Consider the following 25,309-nt stretch of genomic DNA (forward strand, 5'->3'; position numbering starts at 1 on the left):
AGACGTGGGAGAGTAGGTCACCGCCAAACCTGTAAAATACCCAGCGTATCTCTCTCAAACGATCCAAAATACAGATACCGCGGGGTGGAGCAGCCAGGTAGCTCGTCAGGCTCATAACCTGAAGGTCGTCAGTTCAAATCTGACTCCCGCAACCAAATTCCCTAACATTTCCAAATGGTTAGAACCCGACAAAAACACTTGTGTATAGACCCGCGCGTTTTACATCAACGCCACATCAACGTTTGAAGAGTCGCGCTGAAAATGTGGTGGATAATCAATCGCCTAGCCAAACTCGCCTTTTTGCGGCCACCGATCCTTTGAGTCTCGTCCGGCCGAAATCCTTGCAGCAGCATCGCGCATGACCAAGGACCCTCCCCTTCAGATGCCCGTCTCGGCCTCGCGCAATCGCTACGGTTTGATCGAAACCTGCGCATGCTGTAGCACATGGTGGAAACCCAAAGCCCTGACCGCACCATGCCGAACACCAAACCAGCTGTCTATTGTAGATATCTCGCAGAGCGCGACCGCAAGGCCGAGGCCCAAGTCATGATTTTGCTGAAACGCAGAGAAGAATTGGCATGAGTTTGTTTAACGATCTACCCAAACGAGATCGAAACCACGCATTGGAAGATGAAACTGAAGCGGCGTTTCAGGCGCTTATCGCGCAGGGCAGCGACTTTATCTACCAACGGGGTGACCGAAAGGACTACGGCACTGATTGCCAAATCGAAGTGGTCGTTGATGGCCATCCCACCAATACCCGCGTGCATGTCCAACTGAAGGGAACTGAGCGTGCCCTCAATGCGGACGGTTCGCTCAGCATCTCGGTTGATCGCACCAATCTCAATTATCTGATCGCACAGCCCTACAGCTTCTATGTAGCCTATCATGCACCGACCAAGTCGCTTCGCGTAAGCTTCGTCGAGGCGGTGCTGCGCCACTATGAGCATAGCGGCAAGAACTGGGCCGAGCAGCAGACTTTGACGATTCCATTCACCGATGAGCTTACGGTGGAAGGGCTCGCGCGGTTGGCGGGCCTTGCTGTCACTGGCGCTCGCATATCGCGGGACCGTAGGGTCGCGCAAACGACTGCACCTTTAGGGTCAATACCTAGCCAGCTTCGCGCCGCCCGACCAGAGCTCCATGTGCCGGAAGACCCCTTGCTTGCTGGGCAGCTGGCGAAAGCACTCTATGACCGCGGCGCGGACACAGACCTGAGCGCCGCCTTCGAGCAGTTCCGCGCAGTGCTCGGCGCGGATCACGATGCTATGGACTTCTGCTACATGGCGGAGATCAATCTCGGCATGGGATATCGGCCCCCCGATAAGGGGCGGATCGAGGCGGGTGTGGCGCACTTCCGGTCGATACTCGAGACGGGCGGCCATCAGCGTGGCAGCCTCCATTATAACATCGGCAACGGGCTATCGGCGTTGGGCCGCGAGGAAGAGGCCAAGACGCAATATATAGCTGCGCTTAACGATCCTGATTTTGTTGGGGCGCCGGAGATAGCCGCTCAATGCCATAAGAATCTCGGCACAAGTTTCGAGCGGCTCGGGCTGGAAGAGGTTGCAGCCGAGCACTATCGCGAAGCTCTGCGATTTAGCCCGAACCTGCCTGAAGCTCACAGCGCGCTTGCGCACTGTCACCATCGCAATGGCCGATACGAAGAGGCGCTGGAGGCTTTTGACCGCGTCGTCTTCACAGAGCGGCAAATGGGCCGAGCTTCGGCCGTTTCTGGATGGCGCACGAACGTCTTGTTCATTCTTGGTGATGGCCGGGCGGCATTTCGTGAGATCAATACACTACTGAGCGAGGCAGATACCGCGCCCTGGATATGGCCTTGGTGCGCGCGGCAGGTTGCCGCATTCGGACGTCTGTCAATCGAGAATGCGCGCTTGGCGCGGTCCTTCTGGGAACGCCACATAGCGGCGCATCCCGAGTTTGGGCGTGCGCGGGCAGAATGGCTTCTGACGAGCTTCTACTTGCGCCGGCAAGGCGACGATATCGGCGACTATTCCGCTTTTCGATCGTTGTTCGACCAGCATATTGAGTGGGTGAATGCCGAGCATGCTGCGTTGCCCTGGGACCGCCTCGGCCATTGGGCGCAGGACGAAGGAAATTGGCAAGAGGCCGAGCGCTGCTATCGCAAGGCATATGACCTAGCAGGTGGCCACTATGGCTATTGCCTCGGCACGGCGCTCAATTTTCTCGGCCGCTACGAGGAAAGTCGCCCGATCCTCATTGAGCAGGCCGAGCACCTTCAACCGGATGCCATGAGTTGGTTTCAGTTGGGCGTGGCAAACGGCAATAGCGGGCGATCATCCGAAGCGATTGCGGCCTACGAGAAGGCGATCTCGCTCGATCCTGATTACGACCTCGCGATGTTCAACCTAGGCGGCGTCCATTGGAACGATGGTAATCTCATTGAAGCCATGCGGGTCTGGAGGCAGGCTTTAGAGAAATTTCCCGATCATGCCCTAGCTGCGGAAGTCCGAGAAAGGTTGCCGCTGCTCATGCCATGACATCTAGGGTGCTTCCTGCACCATGAGTGAATGGCAACTTTCCCAGTGCTGCGGCGGGCTGCATGCTGCATCGCGAACGGCTACTCCCCGCCCTCCACGTCGGTCATGTGACCGTTCAGACGCGTCCGGGGGGCAACATCGTATAGCCCGCTCGTGATTTACCGACACGCTCGCGCCTGGTCGCGCAGAACTGCGTAATCGCTCAGCATTGCGGCCACCACTGCGCCCTCTGGCAAAGTTTCGACCTCCTCGGCGGCGCGCGCCTGATCTGCGGTCGAGTATTCCACTACCGGCGGACAGACCTGCCCCATGAATCGATCAGAACCTCCCATCGCGCATGCGCTGAGCCAAAGCATCGCGATCAACGGGGCGGCGGCTGGCGGCTTCCAGCATCTGGCGTTGGATTCCATGGGTTTTCTCCGATGTTGAAAGGCGTTCGGCCAGCCGCCCGGCGCGTTCCCCGGCGCGGCGGAGGTTGAGCAGGAACAGGACGGTGGTGATTGCTGCCAGCATCAGGCCCAGCGCCTTGCGCGCCGGGCCGCTGGAGAGGATGGTGGTGATCCAGCCCATCAGCGCTGCCCCCGCTTCCAGTCGTCGATCCGGGCATGGATGGCAACGGCGATGCCGATCAGTGCCAGGGCAATGAACACCCAGCGCAGGGTGTCGAGATAGGGCACCAGCGGCAGGATTGCGGATTGGGTTTCCGAAATGACCTCCTGCGCCACTTCGACACCGGCGGCACCGACCGTCGCCACTCCGGCCGCGCCACCACCTTTAAGGGTGCGGCTGTCAGCCAGCACCTCGCGGGCCGGGGGAACCTCCGGCACAAAGGGTGTCGCGCGGGGCGGGAAGGGATCGCCCCAGCTGCGCGCGGGGCCGAGGTCGATATGCATGAAGCCCGAGCGGGGATAATAGCCGAAGCCGAGGAAGCCCACGGCCCGGGCCGCCGCCTCGAAGGCCACGGGATCGTGGTTCGACATGGCGATGTCAAACGCCGTGCCCTGCATGTGTTTCGAGGCGGGCGCACCGCCGACGGCGCGGTTATGCGCGGGGCTGCGATAGGCGGATCGGACGATCAGCGGCTTGCCGAGGCGGTTGCGCAGGGATTGCAGCTTGTCCATGGCCTCCGTGTTGATCCTGATCGCGCCCTCCCCGCGCGATGCGATCTCTGCGGGTGAGAAGCTGGGCCAGCGCCAGGCGCTGTCGGGCACGTCGCGGAAATGGGCATAGGTCGTGGTCGGCATGGTTGGTCTCCAGACATGCAAAACCCGCCTGCAGAGGGCGGGTCGGGTGGGGTGGCTTGGTGATGGGCGCGATCGTCAGTCTGTGCGGCCGCGCTGGAAGGCTTCAAACATCAGATCGCGCATGGCGCGGATGTCGGTCTCGATCCGTTCCAGCCGGTCGGCATCGCCCTTGCGGTCCTCGGCGCGCTGGCGATCCACGCGGTCGCGTTCGGCCAGCAGCTCGCGGTCCAAACGCACCAGCATCGCGTCATTGGTGAAGGCGCGGCGCGTGACGGCGGCCAAAAGAGCGATGAAGCCGCCGATCAGCGCAGTGATGGCGGCGGTCAGGCCATTGTCGCGCAAGGCCGCGCCGACCTCCTGCAGCAGGGGCGTTCGTTCGGTCATGGTGATATCCTTTGGTCGGGGGCTGGTGTTGGTGTGCAACAGGGTTCTGCCGGGGAGCCTCAGCCAACCTTGCAGCCCCAGAATGAGGTGTGATTGGCCGCGAAAAACCCGTCCGCGACCCGGAAATTCCCCTGCAACTCGACGGTATCGCCTTGCTCAAGCGGCACCATGGTCTGCAGCCAGATCGCAGTGGCGAGCGAGACATGGGTGGCGGAGATCTCACCGAAGGAGCCGCGGATTTCGGTCGTGCCGTTCAGCACCAGCCGCCCGCGCATGCGCGCCGTGGCGCTGGCGTTGATCTTGTAGAGCAGCGTCGCGCCGAGGAGGTAGGTGCCGGAGACGGGCGCGGTAAAAAGGTTGGTGGCGGCGTCGAAGGCGCCCTGATCGTTATAGTCGGTGTTGTTGATGCCGATCTTCGTCCAGGTCCCGACGCCCACGTAATTGTCGAAGTTGGTCCAGGCCTTGAAGCGCGGCAGCCGGGGCTGATCGACGATGCCGGTGGTGTTGTCGACGCTGAGGCCATCGAAGAAGGTGCTGCCATCGGCTGACACCGCGAGGCGGAAGCGGTCCGAGCCAAAGAGCCCCAGCAGTGCTTTGGTCACGAAGCCGGTTTGCAGCGTCAGCCCGAGATCGTCGCCCGCAGCCTCCTTGTTCATCGTGTAGAACAGATCGCCTGTGCCGCCCTCGGCCACGGTCTTTGCCGTCCAGAGCGCGGCGTTCAGCTTGGCCGAGAACGGATTGGCGGAATCGGCCGTGGTGCCGACGCCAAAGAGCGCCATGTTCTGCAGCGCGTCCGGGGTGGCCCCGATCCAGCCCGCGCCATCGTAAACCAGCAACGCACCCTCATCCGCGATCCAGGCCAGCCAGCCGGGGCGCGGCACGAGACGCATCCAGACGCCATCCACCCAATATGCCACGTTGAGATCCCATCCCGCCCAGAGGCCTGTCGCGCCCGAGGCCACGAGATAGCGGTCGCCATCGGCAGGGCTGGCGGGCGGGGCTGTCAGATCCCGATCGAGCACCGACAGTTGCACCATGGCATCCAGCAGGCGCAGCGCGTCGTTGTGGGTGACGTGCTTCTGGGCCTGCGATGCCAGGATGTAAGGCAGCAGGAGATGGGTTGTATTGTCGGACATGGGAATGGCCTTCAGAAGGTGAGGGTGACGGACCGCCCAGCGCCCCGCCCGATCAGGGCCGAGAGTTGGAAGATGCGGATCGAGAGGTTGTCGCCCGGGCCGAGGAGTCCGCCCCAATCGGCGGTCTGTTGGGTGGCAGTGTAGAGAGCGCTGGTCGTGGCAACTTGTAAGGTTCTCTTGACTGTTGCCCCGTCGAGGATTTCCACTTCGTAGGCCTCGGCGTCCTCGGCAAGCGGTACGTCACCAGCGCCCCAGGTATCAGCCGCGAGGGATCGCGACCGCCGCACCCAGCGGATCATCAGATCGCCGTGGCTGCGGGCAAAGCGCCAGGGCTGCTCGACATGGGCAACCGGGAAGGGGCGCAGCCCGACGCCTTCGGGGGTGAACTCCACCGCGGTGTAGGTCTCGTCGCTCACGGGCTTAGAGGCCGGGCCGATGCGCCAGTTCCATGGCAGACCCAGATCAGCCTCGCTGATGGGCAGGGATGCCAGCGCCGTATCCAGCACCACGACGCGCGCGCCAGCTGGCACCACATTGGCGATGGCACTTTCCGTGCCGCGCTGGCCCCGCAGCAACCGGGTCAGGCGGTACCGGCCGAGCGCCATCAACTCAGCCGCGCCCGCCTGGACAATCTCCCAGAGCGCCGGACTGGTCTCGACGGCCAGCGCATTCGCCCCGCCGAAGAGGACGAGATCGGTGACGCTCTCCAGCGAGCCCGAATAGAGATCAACCAGCAGCGCATTGCCGAGATCGAAGCGCGCCACCGGCCCCGAGAAGAAGTCGGCGGCCAGCAGGCCCATGCGCGCCCGCGTGCCAAATGTGGTCAGCAGGGAAAATCCATCTGTTGCCGCACTGCGGTAGACGGCAATCTCGCCCGGCCATGGCTTGGCATGGGCCGCGACCAAGGGCCGGTGCGCAGGCTGGTCCTCGCGCAACTGCGGCAGGTCCATGAGTATGATCTCAGGCGCGCCGAAGACCGTCGGAGTTGCGAGCGTGGCCGGGCGCCGCTCGCCGGGCGGCAGATCATAGATGGCGCGGTCCTGGCGCACGGCGTCAATGCTGCGCAGGTCGGAATCGGCGATGGACACGAGGCGCATTTCCGTCAGGCGGCCATCGTGATCGAGCAGGATCACGTCCGCCGGATCCAGCGCCAGACGCGAGGGCGGCAGACGGAAGGTCGCAGCTTCGCGGCCAACCCACGCCTCCATCAACGCACGGCGGCAGCGGCGTTCGGCCTCCTCGGGCGGCACCGCTATCGGGAAGGCCTCGGAGGCGATGCGGGCCGTGTCCACCGTGATACGCCGTGCCTCAACTTGTGCGGCGTCATAATCCTCGTCGGCGCGGGCGATCTGCCACTTCAGGGCCTGGGGCAGTTCGGTTTCCTGCGCGCGGGTGAGCTCCATCACGTCGCCCGATCCTGACGATGGCGCGACCATGCCGTCGGGGGTGATGGTCACGCTGGCGATCCGGCCGCGCATCAGGAACCGGATGCGGCCTTCGCTTTCCACCGCATCGAACCCGAAATGCCGCGCCAGAGTGCCGAGCGAGGCGCGCGGCGCTTCCAGTGCCGAGATGACATAGCCCTCGACCGCGCCCCATAACTCGGAGACGTCGATCTGTTCCTCGGGAAGCCCGGCGCGCAGGCAGAGGTGGCGCACCAATGCCGCCAGCGACACAGCCCCCAGTCGCCCGGTGAGCCAGTGGCCCAGCCGCCAGTTTGGGCCATCGCTCCAGACATCAATCAGTTCCGGAAAGAACGGATAGGGCCGCGCATCCCAGGTCCAGGCGGCGCAGTCGGGCAGATGCACCATCGGCGCGCCATAGGTGGAAGACACCGGATTGTTCGCGGCCGCGCCCCACCAGAGATACATGGCCTCGAGATACGCCCGCTGGATTGCATCATCCCGCCAGCCGCGGGAAAAGTACGGCACCTGGCTTTCAGAGGACTTCGGGTCGAAGAACACGTTCGGCTGGTTGGTGCCGCGGTCAATCGCCGGGCAGCCCAGTTCGGTGAACCAGATCGGTTTCGATTGCGGCACCCATGCGGTGGGCATGCCGCTCTCTACACCGCCCGGACGGTCAAAATGCGCATTTTGCCACCAGGCGCGCAGATCCTTGAAGCGGAACACCCATGGCTTGTCCTCGCCGCCATCGGTAATGGGCGTGCGGATCTGCGCCGCGCGGTCGGCGGCGCTGGCATAGAACCAGTCAAACCCTTCGCCGCCCGTGATGTTGCTCTGCAGATAGGTCCGATCATAAATCGCGGGGGCAAGTGCTGCATCGGCATGGTCAAACCCGTCGCGCCAGTCCGAGAGCGGCATGTAGTTATCAATACCGATGAAGGTGATGCCGGGATCCGCCCAGAGCGGATCGAGGTGGAAATACACATCGCCCGAGCCATCGCTGGGCTGATGCCCGAAGTATTCCGACCAGTCGGCGGCATAGCTGATCGCGGTGCCCGCGCCCAGAATGCTGCGCACGTCGCCCGCCAGGTCCTGGTAGGCCTGCACCGCCGGATAGGTGCTCATGTCAGAGCGGATCGTGGTCAGCCCGGGCATCTCCGAGCCGATCAGGAAAGCGTCGACCCCGCCCGCCACCGCGCAGAGATGCGCGTAATGCAGCACCATGCGTCGCAGCCCCCAGTCTCCCACGGGCCCGGCCCAGCTGACAGCATCCCCAGACAGGCTGAAACTCGCGGGCGTCGCGTCCCCGAAGAAGGCCGCGACCTGTGCGGCGGCCGCAGTGGTCTGATCGACGCTCCCCGCAAACCCCGCCGCAGGCGACGCGGTGATCCGCCCCCGCCAGGGGAAGGCTGGCTGGCCCGTCCCCGCTTCATTGTCGGAATACGGGTCAGGCAGGCTGTTGCCGGGGGGCACATCCATCAGGAGGAAGGGGTAAAAGGTCACCCGCAGCCCGCGCGCCCTGATCTCCCGGATTGCTTGCAACACCGCAAAATCCGCCGGTGTGCCACCAAAGACCGGGCGGTCGTCGCTGTCCCGGCTGACGAGATGCGCAGCCGACCGTGCCACGCCATTCACCGACCAGGCGACGGGCGAGGTGATCTTGACGGGAAGCTCCACACCGGGGCGGATCCTGCAGTGCCCGGCCCGCAGGTCATCGCCGAACCAGGCCACCACGAGGCTGACGCTCTCGATGCCCGGGACCGAGGCCTGCAGCCGGTCGAGCGCCACGACGAGATCGGCGGTCTCCGCCAGCGCATTGAGGTTCTCGGCGCGGGTCGCCCCACCCGGACCGGAGAGCCGCCGGACAGGCTGGGTGGCGTAGATGAACTCGCCCGAGGCCGGGATCATCGTCACGGCCTTCACCAGTCCTTCGGCGGTGTCGGGATCGTCCAATGGGCGAAATACCTCGAAGGAGAGCTGCGGCAGGCGGTTGCCAAAGGCGGAGAGCGCCAGCTCCTCGAAGACCACATAGGCGGTGCCGCGATAGGCGGGGGTATGTGCCGCTCCCATTTTGGCGGCGATGAACGGATCCGGCTCCTGCGCCTCGTCGCCGGGATACCAGCGCCAGGTGACGCCCGAAAGATCCATCGGCTTGCCATCGGCCCAGATGCGCCCCACACCGGTCACTTCGCCCTCCGAGAGCGCCACGGCAAAGGAGGCAAAGTAGAGAAACTCGGTGGTGGTGACCTTTGGCCCGCCGCCCTTGCCGCCGCCCTGACGGCTGGTCTTTGTCTCCTCGCGGAAATCCGTGGCCCAGATGATGTTGCCGCCGATGCGCATCCGGCCGAAGAGGCGCGGGATAACCGCGCCTTCGGTCGAGGAGGTGATGCGCAGACTGTCGAGGCGCTGGCCTTCGATGCGCTGGGCGGGGGCCAGCGACGAGACGATCCAGTTATCGACCACCGAGCCGATGGATGAGCCGACAAAACCGCCGATGGTGGCGGCGCTGACACCAAGGATGGTGCCGCCGATGCTGCCGCCAATGGCGGTGCCGACGGCACCGAGGACAAGGGTTGCCATGGGTCAGCTCTCAGGGTTTGGGAAAGAGAAAGGCGAAGGCGATGCGTCGCCGCCAGCTTGGGGTGAGCGGTTGCTCGACAACACCAAGGTGCTCATAGGCGTGGATGAAGCTTTGGGGGCCGGTCAGGATCCCGACGTGTTTGGCCACGGCGCGCGGGACCATGCGGAACAGGACCAGCGTGCCGGGCCCGGCGTCGTCAGGAGCGATTTCCGGCATCATCGCGCGTGCACCGTCGGCCAGCACTTCATGCGGCCCGGTCTCGCCCCAGTCGCGGCTGTAGGGCGGGATCGGGAAGGGCTCGTCGCCCACCACCTCGCGCCAGACGCCACGCGCAAGGCCCAGACAATCGCAGCCGACCCCACAGAGGCTGGCCTGGTCGTGATAGGGCGTGCCGAGCCAGCGGCGCGCGGCGGCGATGACAAGGGCGGGATCAGCGGTGGACGACTGGGGCTCGGGCACAACATCTCTCTCGCATGGCCGATCCTCCTCACCCTGACCCGGAATATGCGTCACAGAACGGCTCCGTCATGGCTGCCATCTTGCGACGCATATCTGAGGACTGCGTCCTGCCCCGGGATATGTGGGAAGCCCCGGAAGTTGGGGGTGTTTGCGAACTTGCCCGTGCAGGTGGCGATGCGCTTGTCGCAGCCTGCGCGGGTGATAAAGCTGTCACCTTCAGCGATGGCCCGCACCGGCGCTTCCAGCAGGGTCAGGGTGGCGATGGTAGCGGTCAGCCCGTGCGCCAGCACCTCGGTGATCCGCCCGGCATTCGCTCCGCTGGTCCAGGTGAGGGTCCCGGCGGAAAACCAGCCCGCGTCAAACCCGGCCAGCCCCGAGGCCCGGAACGCGCGGTCGCGCAGGATCTCCGTTACAACGCCGGTGCCCTTGTAGATCGCGTTTTCCAGATCGATCCCGCAGCGCGCATCGCCAAGTTCCGCGTCGCACCCCGCCTGAAACGTCCGCCCGACGGTCTGGCCGAGGAGGTGTGCCAGGCTGCGGACCTCGGCGACAAAGGCGATCCGCCCGCGCCGGATCTGGCCGACGGCACCGCGGCGCAGGAGCACGCGCTGGCCCGTGTCGGCCCAGTTCACCCGCCAGAGCTCGACCAGCGCATTGTCCCAGCGCCCGTCGAGAATGTCGCTCTCCGTGATCCGATCCGAGGTCAGAACGCCACTTGCGTCCTGCGCATCCACCGCCAGATCGGAGCCTGCGCGGATCTCCGAGGCGGCAAACCCGCTTTCCGGTTCAAACGCGGTGCCATCGAAACTGAGCGGGCGATCATGATCGGTGAAGCCCAGTGCTACGCCATCGCTGCGCGAAATCCGCCAGCACCAGGCGAGCGTGGTGGTGGCATCGTCGAGATGCGCCTGCAGGTCGGGCGAGAGGGTCTTCATGGATAAACCTTGATATGTGCCGCACCGGCAGCCAACTAACTGGGGACCCGAGTTGCTTGAGAGGGCGGTGATGATGACGCAGGATATTCCCGAGGACCCAGACGACGGAGGGGCCGCGACGGAGGCCCCGCTGGAGGGTGCCGATCTGACCATTGATGTGGTGAAGGTTGACACATTTCTGGACGCATTGAAGCAGGCCACGCCATCGGAGGAGCGGGTCGTGCCGCTGATCCGCAAGCCCTTACCCCGGCCCGAGTAACGCTGGCCGCGCCCGCACGCCGAGGCCGTAGGCCGCGCGTTGTGCAGGCCCTGCCCCTACCGCCGGATCTCTACGAGCGGAATGGACGTGATCGATCCCAGCCGCTCGATATCGAGGGTGACGTCGAGCGTGTCGGAATCAAACCGCACTGGTACATCGAACTCGTAGCCCGCCGTGATCGCGACGCCCGCACCTGGGGCTGCGGTGAAGGTCACGCTGCCGGTGGTGGGATCAACGCTCCACCCCGACATCTGCTCGACCCCGCCCAGTGCGATCCGCGCGGTGCCCTCCACAGGTTTGGCGATGGTGCGGGTCCAGCTCTGCGCACCGGAGCTGTAGTGCTTGACCAATTGGAAGGCCGTTGTCGCGCCATCCCCAATGCCAATCAGCTGATCGGCGGGCGTGTCTTGTTGCGAGGGCAGCCCGCTTTTGTAATCGGACCAATCCTTGAAGCGAAACCCATGCAGGCGACCGTTGCGGGCTTCAAAGAAGGCCACCACCGCCGCCAGATCGTCAGCGCGGCGGATGCCGTAAGCCACATCATAGCGGCGGCGCGAATTGGCCCAGCTGGCGTTGCGTTCCTCGTCGCCAGAAGCCAGTTCCACCACCTGTGTGCGCCGTTCCGGCCCGCCGCGCGCCCCGCGGCTGATATTGTCGGGAAAGCGCACCTCGTGAAACGCCATCATATGCCCCTCTGGCCCAGCGACACCGCGCGGGCAATGTCGGCGGCGACCTGTGTTCTGGACTGCCGGAAGCTGTCGGCGTCGCGGGCGTTGATGGTGACATTGACGGCGGGCGCGGCGGGCTGGCCCTGGCCAAAGCCAGCGGCCTCCCGGCGCGACAGCACCCGTTCGCCGCGTTGCAGGATCGCCGGAACCTCGTCCGGGCGCAGCCCGGCAAAGCCACCCGCGTGCATGCGCGGCGCATTGGCAAAGGCCAGCGCTGGCACCATGCGACCCGGACCCGGCGCGCCGACCACGCCGCCCGTGTGCAGGATGCTGGCGAACAACCCGCCCGCACCGCCCAGCGCGCCGGAGAGCGCATTGGCGATGGGGCCGAGGATGAAGCGCCGCGCCGCCAGCTTGGCGAGATCGGCGATCATCGAGGTGACCAGATCGCCGAAATCGAGCTTGCCGGTCTTCACAAACTCACCCACCGCATTCTCGGCGCTCTGGAAGGCCCCGACCAGCGTGCTTCCGATATCGCCGCCAATGTCGCGGGCCTTGGCGGCATAATCGGCCAGCGTGGCGGTGACGGCGGCCCAGCCGGTCAGGGCGGTTTTTGCGCCCTCAGCGGTCGATGTCCCGGCTGCGCGGCCAGCGGCCCCGGCACCCCCGGCGGCACGGCCCGTTTCGTCCAGTTCCTCGCCCAGCGCCGTGGCGGCAGCAACAGCCCCGGCCAGGGCGGTTTCGGCCTCCGCCCCGCTGCCGGCCATGGCATCGCGCAGCGCCTGCAGGCTGGCGAGCGGCTGACCGGCAGCATCGGCCAGCACGCCCGCAGCTTCGCGGAACCCATCGGCGCGGGCGCGGGCCTCCTCGGCCATGGCGCCGAGGCCAAGGTCGGGTGGTTCCAGAAATCTGCGGGACAGCGCGGCCGAAAAGGCATCGGCTGCAGCGGTCCCGGCAGCGGTGGCCGCCCCTTCAAACGGGTTGCCGATCCGGCCCAGTCCCACCGGATCCAGCGTGCCGATCCGCACACCGCCCTCGCCGGTCGCCCATTCCGGCAGCAGCGCCAGCGCCGCGTTCAGGCCGTTGATGAAACTGTTGATGCGGGTGACGACACCGTTCAGCATCGCCTCGACACCGGAGATCAGCCCGTTTGCAGCCTGAAACGCGAAGTCGCCGATGGCGCCGGGCAGTCCGCCCCAGATCGCCACAGCGGCATCAAAGGCCCCCTGAAAGATCGCCGCCGTCCGGTCGCCGAAACGCACCACACCCGTGATCGTGCCCTCAAGTGCTGAAAGACCGGACGCCTTCAGCTCCTCCCAGCCCGCCGCCATGTTGGCAAGCGCAGCGTCGAGCGCCAATCCCATGCGCGACCAGACCTCCCGGGCCAGATCACCCAGCAGCCGGAACGCCTCGCCCACGCCGCCTGCGCCCGCGACCAGCCTTGTGAACTGGAACACCAGCTCGCCCGCGCCGACAATCAGTGCGCCGATCCCGGTGCGGATCAGGGCCCCGCGCAGCACGACCAGTGCCGTGGCCAGCCCGCGCACCGAAAGCGCCGCCGCTGCCAGCCCGGCCACCCAGCGCCCGGCCATGACGCCCGCAAAGGTGGCGGCGATGGACGTCAGCCGACCGATGTTGTCGAAAAGCGCCTTGATCGCAGTCCCCAGCGGTCCGGAGGTGCGCGCGACGGCGGCCAGCGCATTGGCCACCGCCTCCAGCGTCGGGGCCGCCGCCACCGCCAGCTGATTCGAGACCCCGCGCCAGATCAGCCCCAGCCGGGAGATCGCATCATTGGTGCGCTGGATCTGGCTGGCATCAGCCTCCGAAACCACCACCCCGAAATCGCGCACATCGTCGCTGGCCTGCCGCAGCGTCGCCGTGTCGATCCGGGTGAACACCAGCGCCGCCCGGTCGCCGAAAAGCTGCGAGGCGACAGCGGCGCGCTCGGCCTCTGGCACAAACTGGCCCAGCGCCTCCTGAATGGTGGCGATGCGCGCATCGAGCGGCAGGCGTTGCAGATCCTCGGCCGAGAGCCGCAGGCGGCGCAGGGCGTCCACGGCGGGGCCAGCCCCGGCAGCCGCCTGGCTCAGCCGCCGTGTCAGCTGCACGGTGGCCTGTTCGACCTGCCCCATCGACACGCCCGCCAGATCGCCCGCGCGCTCCAGCACCTGAATGCTGGCCACGGTCGTGCCGAGCGAGGCCGCGAGCTTGGCCTGCGCGTCCACCGTTTGCAGCCCCGAGCGGATCATCGCGGCCCCGGCAGCCGCCAGCGCGGCCGTGGCGGCAGCGGCTGCCAGCGTGGCGCGGCGGGCAAAGGCGGCGACGCGCGCATTGGCCAGATCCATCTCGCGGCTCAGACGGCCAAAACCCCGCGCGCCAGCCGCGCCCACGCCCTCCAGCTCGGCGCGCACCTGGCGGCCGCCTTCCGCCACGAGGCGGACGGACACGCGTTTCTCAGCCATCGCGGCTTCCTTCCATCTCTTCGTTGAGCTTGCGCACCATCACCGCCTCGATCTCGGGCAGCAGTTCGGCGGCGATCAGGGGGTTCACGCCCAGCGCGTTTGCGAGGGCCAAGGCCGCGCCCATGTCCCAGCCGAGGACAGCGCCGGGGATCACCCGCAATTGCCCACCGAGGCGACCGACCAGGTCCCAGACCTGCCAGCCTTCCGGCGTTCTTGGCCGGTTCAGTCTTGCGGGGCAGTCGGGGCAGGATCTGGTGCAGGCCGCGCAGTATCGGTCGCCCCCGCCGAAAGACCAGTCGGCGAGGGCGCGGAGGCGTTTTTTTCCGCGTCCAGAATGAGGCCCCGCGCGACATAGGAGGTCTGAAAGGCCTCAAAAACCGGCCAGATCTCCAGCAGGGCGTCGATGCCTTCGGGTGTGACGGGAACGATGTTGCCCGCGTCATCGCCGACACCTTCCCAATCCAGCACAGCGCGGCGGGCGACGGCTTTGGCCATGGCCAGTGCCAGGTCTTCCTGACTGGCATCCAGGGGCAGGGCCTCGACGATGGCATCGGCGCGGGCCGAGACCATCAGCGCGGTGGTCAGGGGGCCCACCAGCAAACGCAGGCCCGGGGCGAGGTCCAGCCATTCGGGCTTGGCGGTCAGGTTCAGGCGGATCATCAATAGGCCTCCACATCATTGATCAGGGTTGCGGTGCACATTCGGCCAACCACCGTGTCGCGCGCCGCCTGCCAGTCGAAGGTGGCCTGCACACCCTGCGGTCCGGAAATCTCGATGCGGGGGCGCGGCAAATAGACGGCATGGACAGTGAAGGTGAAGCTTTCGCCCGAGGGCAGGACATAGGCGAAGCTGATCTCGGCGGGATCGCCGTTGATGGCCTGGCTCACCAGCGTGCTGTCGGCAAAGCGCACTTCGATCCGGCCTGTGAGGGCTGCGATGCTTGGGTCGGCCCCGTCGATCCTGCCATCATTGCGAATGGTCTCGATCCGGTCGAGATTGTTGGCGTGAGCGATCTCGGCCGAGACGACATTGCCCAGTGCCGTGCCGTTGCGGCTGATTGCGCCGTTGAAATGCCCGAAGCGGCGGAGGGGCAGATCGGCGGGCGTGCCTGCGGCGGATGTGGTGGCAATCGCTTCGCCCTGCGCCACCAGCCGCGCGGTTGCCGTCAGCAGGCCCGCGCGCTGGACCTGCCAGCTGAGCTGATCCAGCACGCAGCCGGAATACATCGCAAAGCGCGGCACCTCCGGCATGGCGGTCTCGATGGACATGCTGGGCAGTGTCCATGATCCGGACCGGAACTCGTGGGTCCATGGGCCAATCCCGGTGGTGACCGGATCGCCAAACGCCGCCTTAAGCCAGAATCCGAAGCCTGCGGCATCGATCGGCACTACCACATCGCCATCCGCCGTCACTGCGTCCTTGATCGGGGTCAGCGGATCGCGGCCATAGCCCAGGAGCTCGCTGTTCAGAAGCGGTTGTTCCGATCCGAGTGAGGTGCTGGCGAAGGGCATGCGGGTGAAGCCGCCAACCGGCGGGGTCCCGTAAACTGTCTCAAAGCCGAGCGCCATCTGCGCCCGCGCGCCTTGCGCACGTGCCATGGGGGTCTCCTGTTGTTGGGGGTGTCAGGCCAGAGGGCCGGTGGTGGAATAGTGCAAAAAGACGGTGATCACCGCCGCCTTCAGCGCCGCCGCGCCCTCGATAGGCAGATCGACCGACGCCGGAGCTTCGGGTTCGACCCAATCGCAAAGGCCGCCGAGCGTGCGGTCGGCCTCCAGCGCCGTGCCGATGCTGGCGATCAGGCTGTCGAAGGCGCTGGCCCGGCCGGTGCCAGCCTGGACAACGACCTCTAGCTCGGCCTGATGCTGATAGTGATAGCGCAGGGGCGACAGCGTCACCTCCGGATCGCCCGGCTGGCCGTCGCGCAGGATGATCAGCCCCGCTGCCGGGATCCGCTCGGGAAGCACCTCGTCACGCAGCACAAGGGCTGCAAGCGGAAGCAGCCGCGCGTGGAGCGCAGCGAGGATGGTTTCGCGAGTGGTGGGCATTCTCTGTTCCGAAGCTGGAGCCATGGTCGACGACCGCAAAGAGCCCCAGGCCGGGCATTGATTTTTGGCGAGATGCTGCATGCGCAGTCGGCAGGTCGCAGCCCAGAACGGACCCAAGACCCTTGGCTGGAACCGAAGATAGCTGACATTCACCACGAGGGTCGCGAACTGGTATGATGCGGACTTTCCTGCCGTTCACGTCAAAGGAGTAGATGTCTGCTTCCGTCCTCAGTCCAGTTTCTTCTTGACCTCAACCTTGCTTGAGGTGCCACAAGAAAGCTGAGAGCTGTTTGGAGGACAGGATGACACTTGAAATCAACTCGCTAGTACCGGAGTTGTGGTGTTCGGACTTTGAAGTTTCGATGGAGTTTTACACCGGCATTCTCGGGTTCGAGATCGCTCAGCGCAGGGGGGACGATCCTCATGCCTATCTGACTCTCCATGGCGCACAAATTATGATTGCTCACTGGCAATTGGATGGAAACTGGGTGCCGTGGCAGCCGGAGCAGATGGCCTATCCCTACGGGCGAGGGATCAACTTTCAATTCATGGTTCCTGATGTCGACAGAATGTATGAGGCGGTCTTGGCTCGCGGTGCAGAGCCACTCCTGGCTATCTACGATGCGGATATCTGGAAGACCGATTGCATGGATACCCGGCGCCAGTACATGATCTTGGACCCGGACGGGTATGTTTTACGTTTCGCACAAAGCCTTAGAACCCGTCCCGTGGATGATTCAGACCTTAAAAAGCTAAGCAAGCAATACGGCACGTAAACCTCGTTGGGATGGAGACTTCGCGCTGTTGATGTTGGAAAGTCGATTGCCGCCATTCGCCGCGATGCCAAATGATGTCACTGCTGGGCTCTCACCCGGCTTTTGCCGCACTCCACATGAATGGCCGCAGTCGGGAACCATCGCAGGCTTTGCAAACTCCGCTCCCTGCGCATTGCCGCCACTTTGGTCAGTCCGCGCTGCGCCCGCGGCTAACGACCGGAATATCCCGCGTTACAGGCATTAGCCTATTTGCCCCTCCACCCAGTTCGCCACGATCAGCCCCGGCACGCCGTCCGCCGCCCGCACTGCATCCCGCGCCAGATCCAGCCGCTTGCGCAGCTTGACTTGCGGCACCAGCAGGAAGATCGGCACAGTGGTCAGCCCGCGCCCGGTTTTCGATCTGGATGCCACCGCGCGCCCCTTGGTATTCAGCCGCCCTTCCGCCACCAGCAGGCTCGGCCCGCGACGACGGAAAACAAAGCGCAGCCGCAACCCGGTGCGGCGTTCCCATTCGCCGGGAGTGATGCGGCCTCCCTTGGTGCTCTTCCCGGCGGCCGGAGTTGGGATCGCCAGCCAGAACCCGTCCTTGGACCGGATCAGCGGCCCGGTGTCATGCGCGCCGATGATCACCGGGGCCTTGGACCAGACCAGCGCCGCCGCGTTCAGACTGTCGCCGGATTTGGGGAAGCTGGCGAGGCGGATCGAATTGCCCAGCCGCGTGCCAAGCCCCGCGCTGGTGATCTGGCTGCGCCAGGCGGATTTCAGGGAGGTGCCAGCTTCGCGCATGGCGGCGGAGACAGCCTTCTCACCGGCGGCGATTTCCGCCTGCATCAGGGCGACAAGGTCCGGATTGAACGTAACTTTCAACCTCATGATGGCCGCAGGTCCAGCGACCAGATCAGGCGTTCGCGGTCACGGATAGGCTCGCCTTGAATGGTGAAGCTGTCGGCCCCGATCACGATCAGATCGCCGGGGCGCGGATCGGGCAGGTCGGACACGCGGACGTCCACCATCATGGTGTCGCTGACAAAGCGCCCAGCGCCAAATTCGGCGATGCGATCCGGGGCGCGGCGGATGACGCGGATCGTGCGTTCCTCGGAGGTGGTCGCAGAAATCCACAGAGCCGCCGCCGCCATGGACGGGTTGGCATAGATCCGGTCCATGGCGAGGGCAAAAATGGTCATGATGATTTCTGCCGCTGATCAGTTCGACGTGTGAATGCGGATCGCGATGCGCGGCCGCTTGTTGACCGGCAGGATCGAGGCCTCCGTCATCAGGTCGATCCAGCGGCCCTTCTCGTCGAGGTGCTGACGGGCGTAGAGCGGCAGGCCGAGGGTGTTGGCCGCCTCGAGCAGGTTGGCCGGGCCGCCATAGGTGGTGAAGGTGTCCATGGTGCCAAGCGGGAAGGCGATACCCTCGCTGGCCGGGATCAGCCGTTCGGTCGCCTTGGTCGAAAGCGTCACCGTGCCCGCATACTCCTCGAACACGACGCCTGCGAAGGGGAAGTTGCGCCGCACATCCTGGCGCAGGGGTTGCGCGCCGGTGGCGGCGTAGAACTTGTAGGCCTCCTCGGTCTTGGGATGCGCGATCAGCTTGTCGAAGAATTCCCGGCTGACGAGGGCATGCACATCCGTCATGCTTTCGCCCAAGAGGTTGTCTTCCATCGACCGCAAGACCTCGCGCACCTTGCCCTGCACGTTGGTGCCTGCTGTGCCCAGCAGAAAATCCACCGAGATCTGCGCCAGGCCGAACTCGGTGAAGTAGTTGTAGAGGGTGGTCCCGGCCCCGTCCTTGACGATGCCGCGGAGCGCATTCATCTCCATGTATTCGCGGGTTTGGGCATGCTTGCGGCGCATCAGCTGCAGCTTGCGGTTCATCACTTCGACCAGCGGATCGGCTGCATCGAAGGCGCCCAGCGCGGGGGCGCCCTGGATGTCACCCGGCAGGATCACATCATCATGCGGGATCCACGGCAGGGCGAAGGATCGCATCGAGCGCCCCTCGCGCGTGCCGACGGTGGCGGGGCCGCCGAGGGGAACGGAGGGCAGCAGGTTCAGCACCCCTTCGTATTGCTCGATGATCACCGACCGTTGGGTGACGCCCTCAAAGCGGAAGAGGCCGATCTGGCCGAGGCGGGTGTAGAGGTTGGGCAGGATGTTGATGGCCTGCGTCATCTCGGCCAGCGAATAGCCGCCAGCGTCAAAGGGATTGCGAACGATGGTCATGGGGTGCTCCGGATAAAGGGGGTTTAGACGCCGTCGCGGGCGATGATGCCCACAGTTGCCAGCTGGCCGAGTTTGGCGGTGATCTTCGCGCCGTCATCGACGGTCGCGTCGTAAGCGAGACCCGCGCGCGACACGATGGAAGGGCCACGGACCACAACAATGCCCATGGCATCGGCCAGCGTGGCATCGACGGCATAGAGCAGCACGGCGCTTGCGGTCTGGGCCCCATCGGTGCCGCCGCTGGTGGCCAGCTTGTATTTACCGCTGGCCGTGATTTTCCCCAGCACCGAGCCGACCGGGTAGGGCATGCCTTGCAACAGGGTGATCACTTCGCGGGTGTAGTTCGGGTTGACCTCATATTTGAGGACATCGCCCATGCTGGGCGGTTCCGTCAGGACGGGCATTGGTCAGTCTCCATGTTGGTGGGAGGGGGCGCTGGATCAGCGCCTGGCGTCAGTCGCAGCCTTCTTCGCGGCAGCGATGATGGGGCTGTCTTTTGCGGCCGCCGCAGCCGGGGCGGTGGCGACGATCCCCGCCGCGTCACTGCGGGCGGCGAGATCGGCCAGAACCCGGGCGCGCAGGGCTTCAGGCTTCAGACCCTTGGTGACGGCATCGGCCGCGTCGAGGGTCACGCCCAACCGGGCGGCCTGTGCACAGACCTGCGCCACCTCGGCGGCTTCGGCGCGGATGGCATCGGCAGTCATGGCGGATGTGTCCGGCGCGGATGGCTCAGGCGCCGTTGGCGCACTGGCAGGCGGCGTGACTGGTGTGGCCGCAGGGGCCGATGCTGCAGGTGCCTCGGGCGCGACCTCGGCGGTCGGGGTGGCATCGGTGGCGGCAGCCGGGCTTGGGTTCGGCGTGTCGGTGGGCGTGGTGGTCATCTGTGGACCCTTTCTGCTGGGGGAAGTGGTGCCGCGCGGTGCGGCGGCGAAAGCGCGGAAAGCTGCGACGGGATCGGCCAGATCATCGGCCAGACCCACCGCGATGGCATCTGCCCCGCGGAACACGGCTGCCTCTGTCGCCAGCGCGGCTGCATGCGTCAGCCGATCACCGCGTCCTGCGGCGACGGTTTCCGCGAAGAGGAAGCGAACGACCTCCAGCTCGCGCTGCATCTGGTCGTGCACCGCTTGCGGAAGAGGCTGGTAGGGGTTGCCGTCGGTCTTGTGCGCGCCCGCGTGGATCAGCGTGATCGCGATGCCCTTCTGATCGAGGGCCCCACTCATGTCGGTGTGCAGGGCGACGACGCCGATGCTGCCCACAGCGCCAGTGCGCGGCAGGATGATCCGGTCGGCCTGGGACGCCAGGACATAGCCAGCAGAGAGCGCGTGTTCAGCGACGAAAGCGTGGACAGGCTTCTGCGCCCGGGCGGCGCGGATGCGATCCGCCAGATCGAAGGCCCCGGCGACCTCACCGCCGAAGCTGTCGATATCCAGCGCGATGCCCCGCACGCCGGGATCGGCCAGCGCAGCGTCGATCTGGGCGGCGATGCCTTCATAGGACGTGAGGCCAGAAGACTGGCCGATCCACGCGCCCCGGTGCACAAGCGTTCCGGCGATTTCGATGACCGCGATGCCGTCAATCATGGCGAAGGGCTGGGTGCCGTTCCGCTGGTGACGCTGGGCAAGGTCATTGCCAAACAGCGAGGCGCGGGCGGGAAGAGCGGCAGCGGCCTGATCAGCGGCCTCCACCTCCAGCCCTTGGAAGGTGATCTCCTGCCCGGTGATGCGCGGCCCCAGCCCGGACAGGAACGCCAGCGCCTTGGCCGGATCGACCATCAAGGGCGTGTTGAAGGCGCGCTGGGCGATCTGGGCGTGGTGCATCATGCGCCCTCCTTGGGGGCGGGTTTTTCGTCGACATCTTCCGGCGCGTCGTCGTCGGCCTCGTCGTCCTTGCCGCTGTCTTGATCCGCGTCTTTCGCCCCACCTTCGCCGGGCCCTTGCGCAGGCGACCCCGGCCGTCGGAAGTCGAGGCCGAGCGCCAACTCGCGTTTGCGTTCGGCGGCAATCTCCCGGTCTACCTGTTCGGCGTCGTATCCCCGCTCAGCCAGCGCCTGCGTGCGCGATTTCAGACCAGCCTCGATCTGCAGGATCTCGGCGGAGGCGTCCTTCATCGGATCAATCCAGTCCCATTTCGTGGGCAGCCAGGCGCAGGCCTGATATTGCCGCCGCTGTTGGTCATAACCCGGCAGGTCCAGCGCGCTTGAGAGCACGGCGGTATCCATCCAGCGCACCCAGACCGCGCGACAAAGCTGATAGACCAGCACGCCATGCTGCCAGGCCGAGATGCGACGGCGGAATTCGATGAGGCTGATCCGAGTGTTCGAGAAGTTGCCCTTCGCCGTGTCGCCGGTCAGATAGCCATAGGGCACGCCCAGCGCGGCGGCGATCTGCAGCAGCGTGCGGTATTGAAACGGCTCATAGGTGCCGCCCGAATCCGGTGTGGCCGGCGTCGAGACATCCTCGCCTGGATCGAGCCGCACCACCTGTCCGGGTTCAACCTCCAGATCCTCTTCGGTCGGTTCCAGCGGGGTTTCCGGCGCGGGCGAGGTGATGAACATCGCGAACATCGCAGCGATCTTCTTTCGCTCCAGCTCGGCATCGTCGTAGAGGTCGAGGGTGAACAGTTTGACTATGGCGGCCGCAAAGCGCGACACGCCGCGCAGCTGGCCAGCTTCCACCGGGTCCAGCACATGGATCACATCGCCAGCCGGGACACGGACGGTTTCGCCTGCGAGGCCGGGGTCGGTCAGATCACCCGGATGGCGGCGCAGGAAGTGATAGGCCACGCGGCGGCCGATGCCGTCAAACTCGATGCCCTGACGGATCAGCCCGGCGCCGGGCAGGGTTCGGTTCATATCGAGGGGCAGCATTTCAGCGGGCAGCATCTGCAGTTGCAGGGGAACGGTCAGAGCATCCTCCGCGCGACGGGGCCGGATGCGCAAGAACACCTCGCCAGACAGGAACACCTCGCGTGCGGCGCGACGTTGAAGCCCGTAGAAATCCGTCAACCCTTCGGCATCGGCATCATCGGTCCAGGCCAGCCACAGCGCCTGCAATTCCTCCTTCCTGGCGGCATCCGCGATGGTCGACGAGGGTTTGATCCCGTCGCCCACCACATTGCTGGCGAAGCTCTCCACTGCGTTCGCCGCATAGCCGTTGTTTCGCACCAACCAGCGCGCCCGGGCGGTGATCGTGTCCCCCGAGGCCGCGATCAGCGTGTTCACATGGGCGCGGCTGGCCCGGAACCCGCGCAGGCGACGATGGGCCTGTGCGGCATCAAACCCGCCGATGATCGACCCCAGCCGCTGGCGGAAAGCCTCGAACGCCATGGATCACAGACCCTTCGTGGCAACCGTGCCCCAGCGGCGACGACGCGGAGTGCCGGTACTGGCCGTGGCGATCCGGGTTTCCAGATCGCTGATGGCATTCGCGAGTTCCGCGTCCGACCCGTAATTGATGGTCTTGCCGTCATAACTGACTGACCGGACGCCCGCGTAGCGCGCCTCCTGCAGGGCGGCCAGAAGCGCACGCATTCGTTCCAGATCCATCTCAGTCCCTCATGAAGTTCGGTGTGTAGGCCCGGCGCTTGCGCCGTGGGGTCGTGGGTGTTCCCGCCTTGTGCGGGGTGGGCGATACTGGTTCAGTTGCCATGACGGGCGAAGCCGGTCGGGTTTCCACCCCGGCCTGCGCCTCGAGCCGCCGCCAGGTCGCCTCGTCCCAACGATCCGCGCCCATGATCCACGCGGCAGCCCGGGCATAGACGCGGGTGTCGAGCGCCTCGTTGCGTTCGCGCATCTTCTGCCATTCGGGGTGGGCATAACCGCGCTTGTTGCGCACGGTGACCAGCTGTTCGGCCACCAGCTGCTTCAGCCACTCTGTGTCGATCCAGTCGGGCAGGTGCACCGTGCCGGGGGCGTCCAGCACGCCCAGCGCCCGGTCTTCATCTGAGGGGCGTTCCAGTCGCAGAAAGCGGTAGGTTTCGGTCTTGAAGGTCGCCGTGGCCACCGACCAGAGCCGCGCCCCACGGCGCAGACGCTTGCCGCCGATGGTGGCGTCGACGAAGGTCGGCCCCGACACTGGCGTCGCGCGGTTGAAGCCTTCGAGGCCCTTGATCGGTGCGACCTGGTCGAAACCCTGTTTTCGCGCCCAAGCGTAAACCGCCGGGGCTTCATAACCGGTGTCGATGGCGAGCTTGCCGATCAGCATCACCGCCCCATTGGCGCAGGCCCATGTTCGCCCCAGAAGCGCGGTCAGCTTGTCCCAGCAGGTCGGATCGTCCGGGCCACCGGCAATGACGATGTGATCGACCAGCCAGGACTCCAAACCGCGCCCCCAAGCCCAGACATCGACCTCGATGCGGTCCTTCTGCACATCGACGCCAGCGGTCAGGAACAACCCGCCCATCGGAACCTGCACGCCGCCATAGGCTTCACGGCGTTCGGCCAGCCGCTGCCATTCCGGCGCATCGCCCGACTCGACCCAAGTCTCACCCAGCAGGGTGTTGCGCGCCGCGCGCAGCATTTCCTCCGAGCCTTGGGCCGCGAGCCAGTCCCGCGCGATCTGCGCCCAGCTTTTCCAGCCCAGCGGCGAATAGAGCGCCGAGAGGTGAAAGCCGATCGACTGCGGGTCGGCCGACACGGACGTGGCCCGCCATTCGCCCCGTTCCAGCATCTGTGTCTTGTGATGCTCGGCGATGGGTTTTTCGCACCCTTCGCAATGATAGGCGGCCGTGTCGGGCCGTCCCTTGTCCCAGCGCAGGCGTTCAAACTGCAGCCACTGCATCTGGCCACAATGCGGACAGGGCACGAAGTACCGGCGCTGATCGCTGGCCTCAAACTCCCGCTCGATCCGGCTGATGCCCCGTATGGTCGGGGTTGAGACCATGAACACCTTGCGCCGGTGCGAGAAGGTGGTGGTGCGCGCCTCTGCCAGCGTGACCGGATCGCCTTCCTCGTCAGCCGAGGGTGGATAGGCGTCGACCTCGTCCAGAAAGATGTAGCGCGCGGGCATCGACCGCAGGCCGGTGGCCGAGTTTGCGCCGGTCAGCACCAGGATGCCGCCGGGGAATTCCTTGGACAGCATTGAATTGCCCGCGTCGCGTGACCGGGCCGGATTGACCCGCTCGCGCAGCGCCGGGCTTTCCGCGATCAGCGGATCTAGACGGCCGCGCGAGGTCCGCTTGGCCATCTCCACCGTCGGCAGCACCGCCAGCATCGGCCCCGGCGCGTGATGGATGACAAAGCCGATCCAGTTGTTGCCTGCCTCGGTCGCGCCGACCTGCGCGGCTTTCATGAACGAGACGCGCTGAGCCGGGTGGCGGGGCGACAGCGCATCCATGATCTCGCGCAGGTAAGGCGCGCGGGCGGTGCGATAGCGCCCCGGTTCCGCCGCGGCGCGCGACGACAGCCAGCGATGCGCATCCGCCCATTCCGACACCGTCAGGTCCGGATCGGGCCGCATCCCGTTGCGCCAAACCCGCAGGATATCCTCGGCCCCGTCAAACCCGAGGTCGAGATCGGCGGTCAGATCATCGCTATCCGAGGGATACCCTGAGATCGGCGAGGGCGTCGAGTTGCGCTCTGACATGGGTTTCCAGCACCCTCTGCAGGATCGCGGCCTCGATCATCACCGGTTTGCCGGATTGCTTTTCCACCTCCGCTGCCACCTCGGCCGCCATCAGCGCCGCTACCCTGCTGGGCCAGGTCACCCAAGTATCGCGCTCCTGGCGGGCGAGACGAAACACCAGCGTCTCGGCGCGCGCCCGGTCCACAAGCGTGCCCTTGCGCTTCTGAATGGCCAGCTGGCGTTCCTGCGCCTGATAGACCGTCAGCGCGGTGCGGGCCTTGAGATAGGACGAGCTGTCAGCCGGGCCGGAGAAGCCACTGTCGCCACCCGTGCTGCGCCGCTGCTGATCCGGATCGGTCATCTCGGCGCGGCGCACATCGGACGCCGCCGCGTTGATCGACCCGTCTTTGTAAACCACCAGCCGCCCGGCCTTGCGCGCCTTCTGGATCGCCCCGCGCGACAGGCCGGAATGGGCGGAATACTCGCGTTCGGACATACCTTTCATGGCGATTGACGGAGGGCGTTGTTGCATGGAAGCTTCTGGAATCGGTTGGGGATTCCCAAATCGGGCCGAAAATGATTCACCCTATGGATGGCTCAGCGCTTCCGCACCCGTCCCGCCGCCAGCGCGAAACCGCGCTATCGC

At 65.7% G+C, this 25,309-nt stretch carries 26 protein-coding genes and 1 tRNA gene; 4 read left to right on the forward strand and 23 right to left on the reverse strand.

Translation table 11 applies throughout. From position 1 onward, the window contains the following. The first annotated feature begins 78 nt into the window (after positions 1-78). Together KAK09_RS17000 and KAK09_RS17005 are read left to right on the forward strand one after the other, a co-directional pair. A tRNA-Met gene (locus tag KAK09_RS17000) sits at positions 79-155 on the forward strand. Positions 156-578: 423 nt separating this feature from the next. Beyond that, positions 579-2,522, forward strand: a complete 1,944-nt coding sequence (locus KAK09_RS17005) for a tetratricopeptide repeat protein (RefSeq protein ID WP_210880131.1) — start codon at positions 579-581, stop codon at positions 2,520-2,522. Between the two features lie 158 nt (positions 2,523-2,680). Here the strand turns inward: KAK09_RS17005 and KAK09_RS19085 are convergent, their stop codons facing one another. From KAK09_RS19085 to KAK09_RS17045, 8 genes are all read right to left on the reverse strand, one after another. Next, positions 2,681-2,833: a hypothetical protein gene (locus KAK09_RS19085; RefSeq protein ID WP_336244480.1), complete on the reverse strand. Its 153-nt coding sequence runs from the start codon at positions 2,831-2,833 to the stop codon at positions 2,681-2,683. Positions 2,834-2,840: 7 nt separating this feature from the next. Then, a complete protein-coding gene (locus KAK09_RS17015) occupies positions 2,841-3,092 on the reverse strand; it encodes a hypothetical protein (protein WP_210880133.1) in 252 nt (83 codons plus the stop codon). After that, positions 3,092-3,766: a YcbK family protein gene (locus KAK09_RS17020; RefSeq protein ID WP_210880134.1), complete on the reverse strand. Its 675-nt coding sequence runs from the start codon at positions 3,764-3,766 to the stop codon at positions 3,092-3,094. Before KAK09_RS17020 ends, KAK09_RS17015 begins: the two co-directional genes overlap by 1 nt. A 75-nt stretch (positions 3,767-3,841) precedes the next feature. After that, positions 3,842-4,150: a hypothetical protein gene (locus tag KAK09_RS17025; protein ID WP_210880135.1), complete on the reverse strand. Its 309-nt coding sequence runs from the start codon at positions 4,148-4,150 to the stop codon at positions 3,842-3,844. 59 nt (positions 4,151-4,209) lie between these two features. Further along, on the reverse strand, positions 4,210-5,286 hold the full coding sequence (locus tag KAK09_RS17030) for a DUF2793 domain-containing protein (protein ID WP_210880136.1): 1,077 nt from the start codon (positions 5,284-5,286) through the stop codon (positions 4,210-4,212). Between the two features lie 11 nt (positions 5,287-5,297). Further along, the gene (locus KAK09_RS17035; RefSeq protein WP_210880137.1) at positions 5,298-9,269 is read right to left on the reverse strand and encodes a baseplate multidomain protein megatron; all 3,972 of its coding nucleotides are present in this window, start codon (positions 9,267-9,269) and stop codon (positions 5,298-5,300) included. Between the two features lie 10 nt (positions 9,270-9,279). Next, on the reverse strand, positions 9,280-9,729 hold the full coding sequence (locus KAK09_RS17040) for an NlpC/P60 family protein (RefSeq protein WP_210880138.1): 450 nt from the start codon (positions 9,727-9,729) through the stop codon (positions 9,280-9,282). Positions 9,730-9,779: 50 nt separating this feature from the next. Then, positions 9,780-10,664, reverse strand: coding sequence for a DUF2163 domain-containing protein (locus tag KAK09_RS17045; protein ID WP_210880139.1), 885 nt, complete (start codon positions 10,662-10,664; stop codon positions 9,780-9,782). Between the two features lie 73 nt (positions 10,665-10,737). Between KAK09_RS17045 and KAK09_RS17050 the strand changes: the two genes are divergently transcribed. Then, complete coding sequence (locus tag KAK09_RS17050; protein WP_210880140.1) at positions 10,738-10,923, forward strand: hypothetical protein; 186 nt, start codon at positions 10,738-10,740, stop codon at positions 10,921-10,923. Positions 10,924-10,979: 56 nt separating this feature from the next. Here KAK09_RS17050 and KAK09_RS17055 read toward each other — a convergent pair whose 3' ends face one another. The 6 genes from KAK09_RS17055 to KAK09_RS17080 all read right to left on the reverse strand — a co-directional run bounded on the left by KAK09_RS17055 (position 10,980) and on the right by KAK09_RS17080 (position 16,098). Then, the gene (locus tag KAK09_RS17055; RefSeq protein WP_210880141.1) at positions 10,980-11,606 is read right to left on the reverse strand and encodes a phage distal tail protein, Rcc01695 family; all 627 of its coding nucleotides are present in this window, start codon (positions 11,604-11,606) and stop codon (positions 10,980-10,982) included. Continuing rightward, complete coding sequence (locus KAK09_RS17060) at positions 11,606-14,053, reverse strand: phage tail tape measure C-terminal domain-containing protein (RefSeq protein ID WP_210880142.1); 2,448 nt, start codon at positions 14,051-14,053, stop codon at positions 11,606-11,608. Before KAK09_RS17060 ends, KAK09_RS17055 begins: the two co-directional genes overlap by 1 nt. After that, the gene (locus tag KAK09_RS19160; RefSeq protein ID WP_418895545.1) at positions 14,046-14,207 is read right to left on the reverse strand and encodes a DUF7697 family protein; all 162 of its coding nucleotides are present in this window, start codon (positions 14,205-14,207) and stop codon (positions 14,046-14,048) included. The genes KAK09_RS17060 and KAK09_RS19160 overlap by 8 nt, the downstream gene beginning before the upstream one ends. 68 nt (positions 14,208-14,275) lie before the next feature. Then, on the reverse strand, positions 14,276-14,713 hold the full coding sequence (locus tag KAK09_RS17070) for a hypothetical protein (RefSeq protein WP_210880143.1): 438 nt from the start codon (positions 14,711-14,713) through the stop codon (positions 14,276-14,278). Beyond that, positions 14,713-15,651, reverse strand: a complete 939-nt coding sequence (locus KAK09_RS17075; protein WP_210880144.1) for a phage tail tube protein — start codon at positions 15,649-15,651, stop codon at positions 14,713-14,715. Before KAK09_RS17075 ends, KAK09_RS17070 begins: the two co-directional genes overlap by 1 nt. A gap of 24 nt (positions 15,652-15,675) precedes the next feature. Then, positions 15,676-16,098 carry an acyl-CoA transferase gene (locus tag KAK09_RS17080; protein WP_210880145.1) on the reverse strand — a complete coding sequence of 141 codons (423 nt, stop codon included), beginning with the start codon at positions 16,096-16,098 and terminating at the stop codon, positions 15,676-15,678. Positions 16,099-16,400: 302 nt separating this feature from the next. Between KAK09_RS17080 and KAK09_RS17085 the strand changes: the two genes are divergently transcribed. Further along, the gene (locus KAK09_RS17085; RefSeq protein WP_210880146.1) at positions 16,401-16,874 is read left to right on the forward strand and encodes a VOC family protein; all 474 of its coding nucleotides are present in this window, start codon (positions 16,401-16,403) and stop codon (positions 16,872-16,874) included. Between the two features lie 240 nt (positions 16,875-17,114). Here KAK09_RS17085 and KAK09_RS17090 read toward each other — a convergent pair whose 3' ends face one another. From KAK09_RS17090 to KAK09_RS17130, 9 genes are read right to left on the reverse strand one after another with little or no spacing between them, the layout of a single operon-like run. Beyond that, complete coding sequence (locus KAK09_RS17090; protein WP_210880147.1) at positions 17,115-17,747, reverse strand: DUF6441 family protein; 633 nt, start codon at positions 17,745-17,747, stop codon at positions 17,115-17,117. After that, positions 17,744-18,058 carry a head-tail joining protein gene (locus KAK09_RS17095; RefSeq protein ID WP_210880148.1) on the reverse strand — a complete coding sequence of 105 codons (315 nt, stop codon included), beginning with the start codon at positions 18,056-18,058 and terminating at the stop codon, positions 17,744-17,746. Before KAK09_RS17095 ends, KAK09_RS17090 begins: the two co-directional genes overlap by 4 nt. Before the next feature lie 18 nt (positions 18,059-18,076). After that, entirely contained in the window at positions 18,077-19,099 is a 1,023-nt protein-coding gene (locus KAK09_RS17100) for a major capsid protein (RefSeq protein ID WP_210880149.1), read from the reverse strand. A gap of 23 nt (positions 19,100-19,122) precedes the next feature. Further along, positions 19,123-19,503: a head decoration protein gene (locus tag KAK09_RS17105; RefSeq protein WP_210880150.1), complete on the reverse strand. Its 381-nt coding sequence runs from the start codon at positions 19,501-19,503 to the stop codon at positions 19,123-19,125. Positions 19,504-19,539: 36 nt separating this feature from the next. Beyond that, positions 19,540-20,919, reverse strand: a complete 1,380-nt coding sequence (locus KAK09_RS17110; RefSeq protein ID WP_210880155.1) for a S49 family peptidase — start codon at positions 20,917-20,919, stop codon at positions 19,540-19,542. After that, on the reverse strand, positions 20,919-22,427 hold the full coding sequence (locus KAK09_RS17115; protein ID WP_210880151.1) for a phage portal protein: 1,509 nt from the start codon (positions 22,425-22,427) through the stop codon (positions 20,919-20,921). Before KAK09_RS17115 ends, KAK09_RS17110 begins: the two co-directional genes overlap by 1 nt. A gap of 3 nt (positions 22,428-22,430) precedes the next feature. Next, positions 22,431-22,646 (reverse strand): phage head-tail joining protein, encoded by a 216-nt coding sequence (locus KAK09_RS17120; RefSeq protein ID WP_210880152.1) that lies wholly within the window; start codon positions 22,644-22,646, stop codon positions 22,431-22,433. 1 nt (position 22,647) lies between these two features. After that, complete coding sequence (locus tag KAK09_RS17125) at positions 22,648-24,684, reverse strand: phage terminase large subunit family protein (protein ID WP_210880153.1); 2,037 nt, start codon at positions 24,682-24,684, stop codon at positions 22,648-22,650. Continuing rightward, complete coding sequence (locus tag KAK09_RS17130; protein WP_210880156.1) at positions 24,632-25,168, reverse strand: hypothetical protein; 537 nt, start codon at positions 25,166-25,168, stop codon at positions 24,632-24,634. Before KAK09_RS17130 ends, KAK09_RS17125 begins: the two co-directional genes overlap by 53 nt. Between the last annotated feature and the right edge of the window lie 141 nt (positions 25,169-25,309).

This window comes from Roseovarius autotrophicus (genome assembly GCF_018069895.1).
Lineage (GTDB): Bacteria > Pseudomonadota > Alphaproteobacteria > Rhodobacterales > Rhodobacteraceae > Roseovarius > Roseovarius autotrophicus.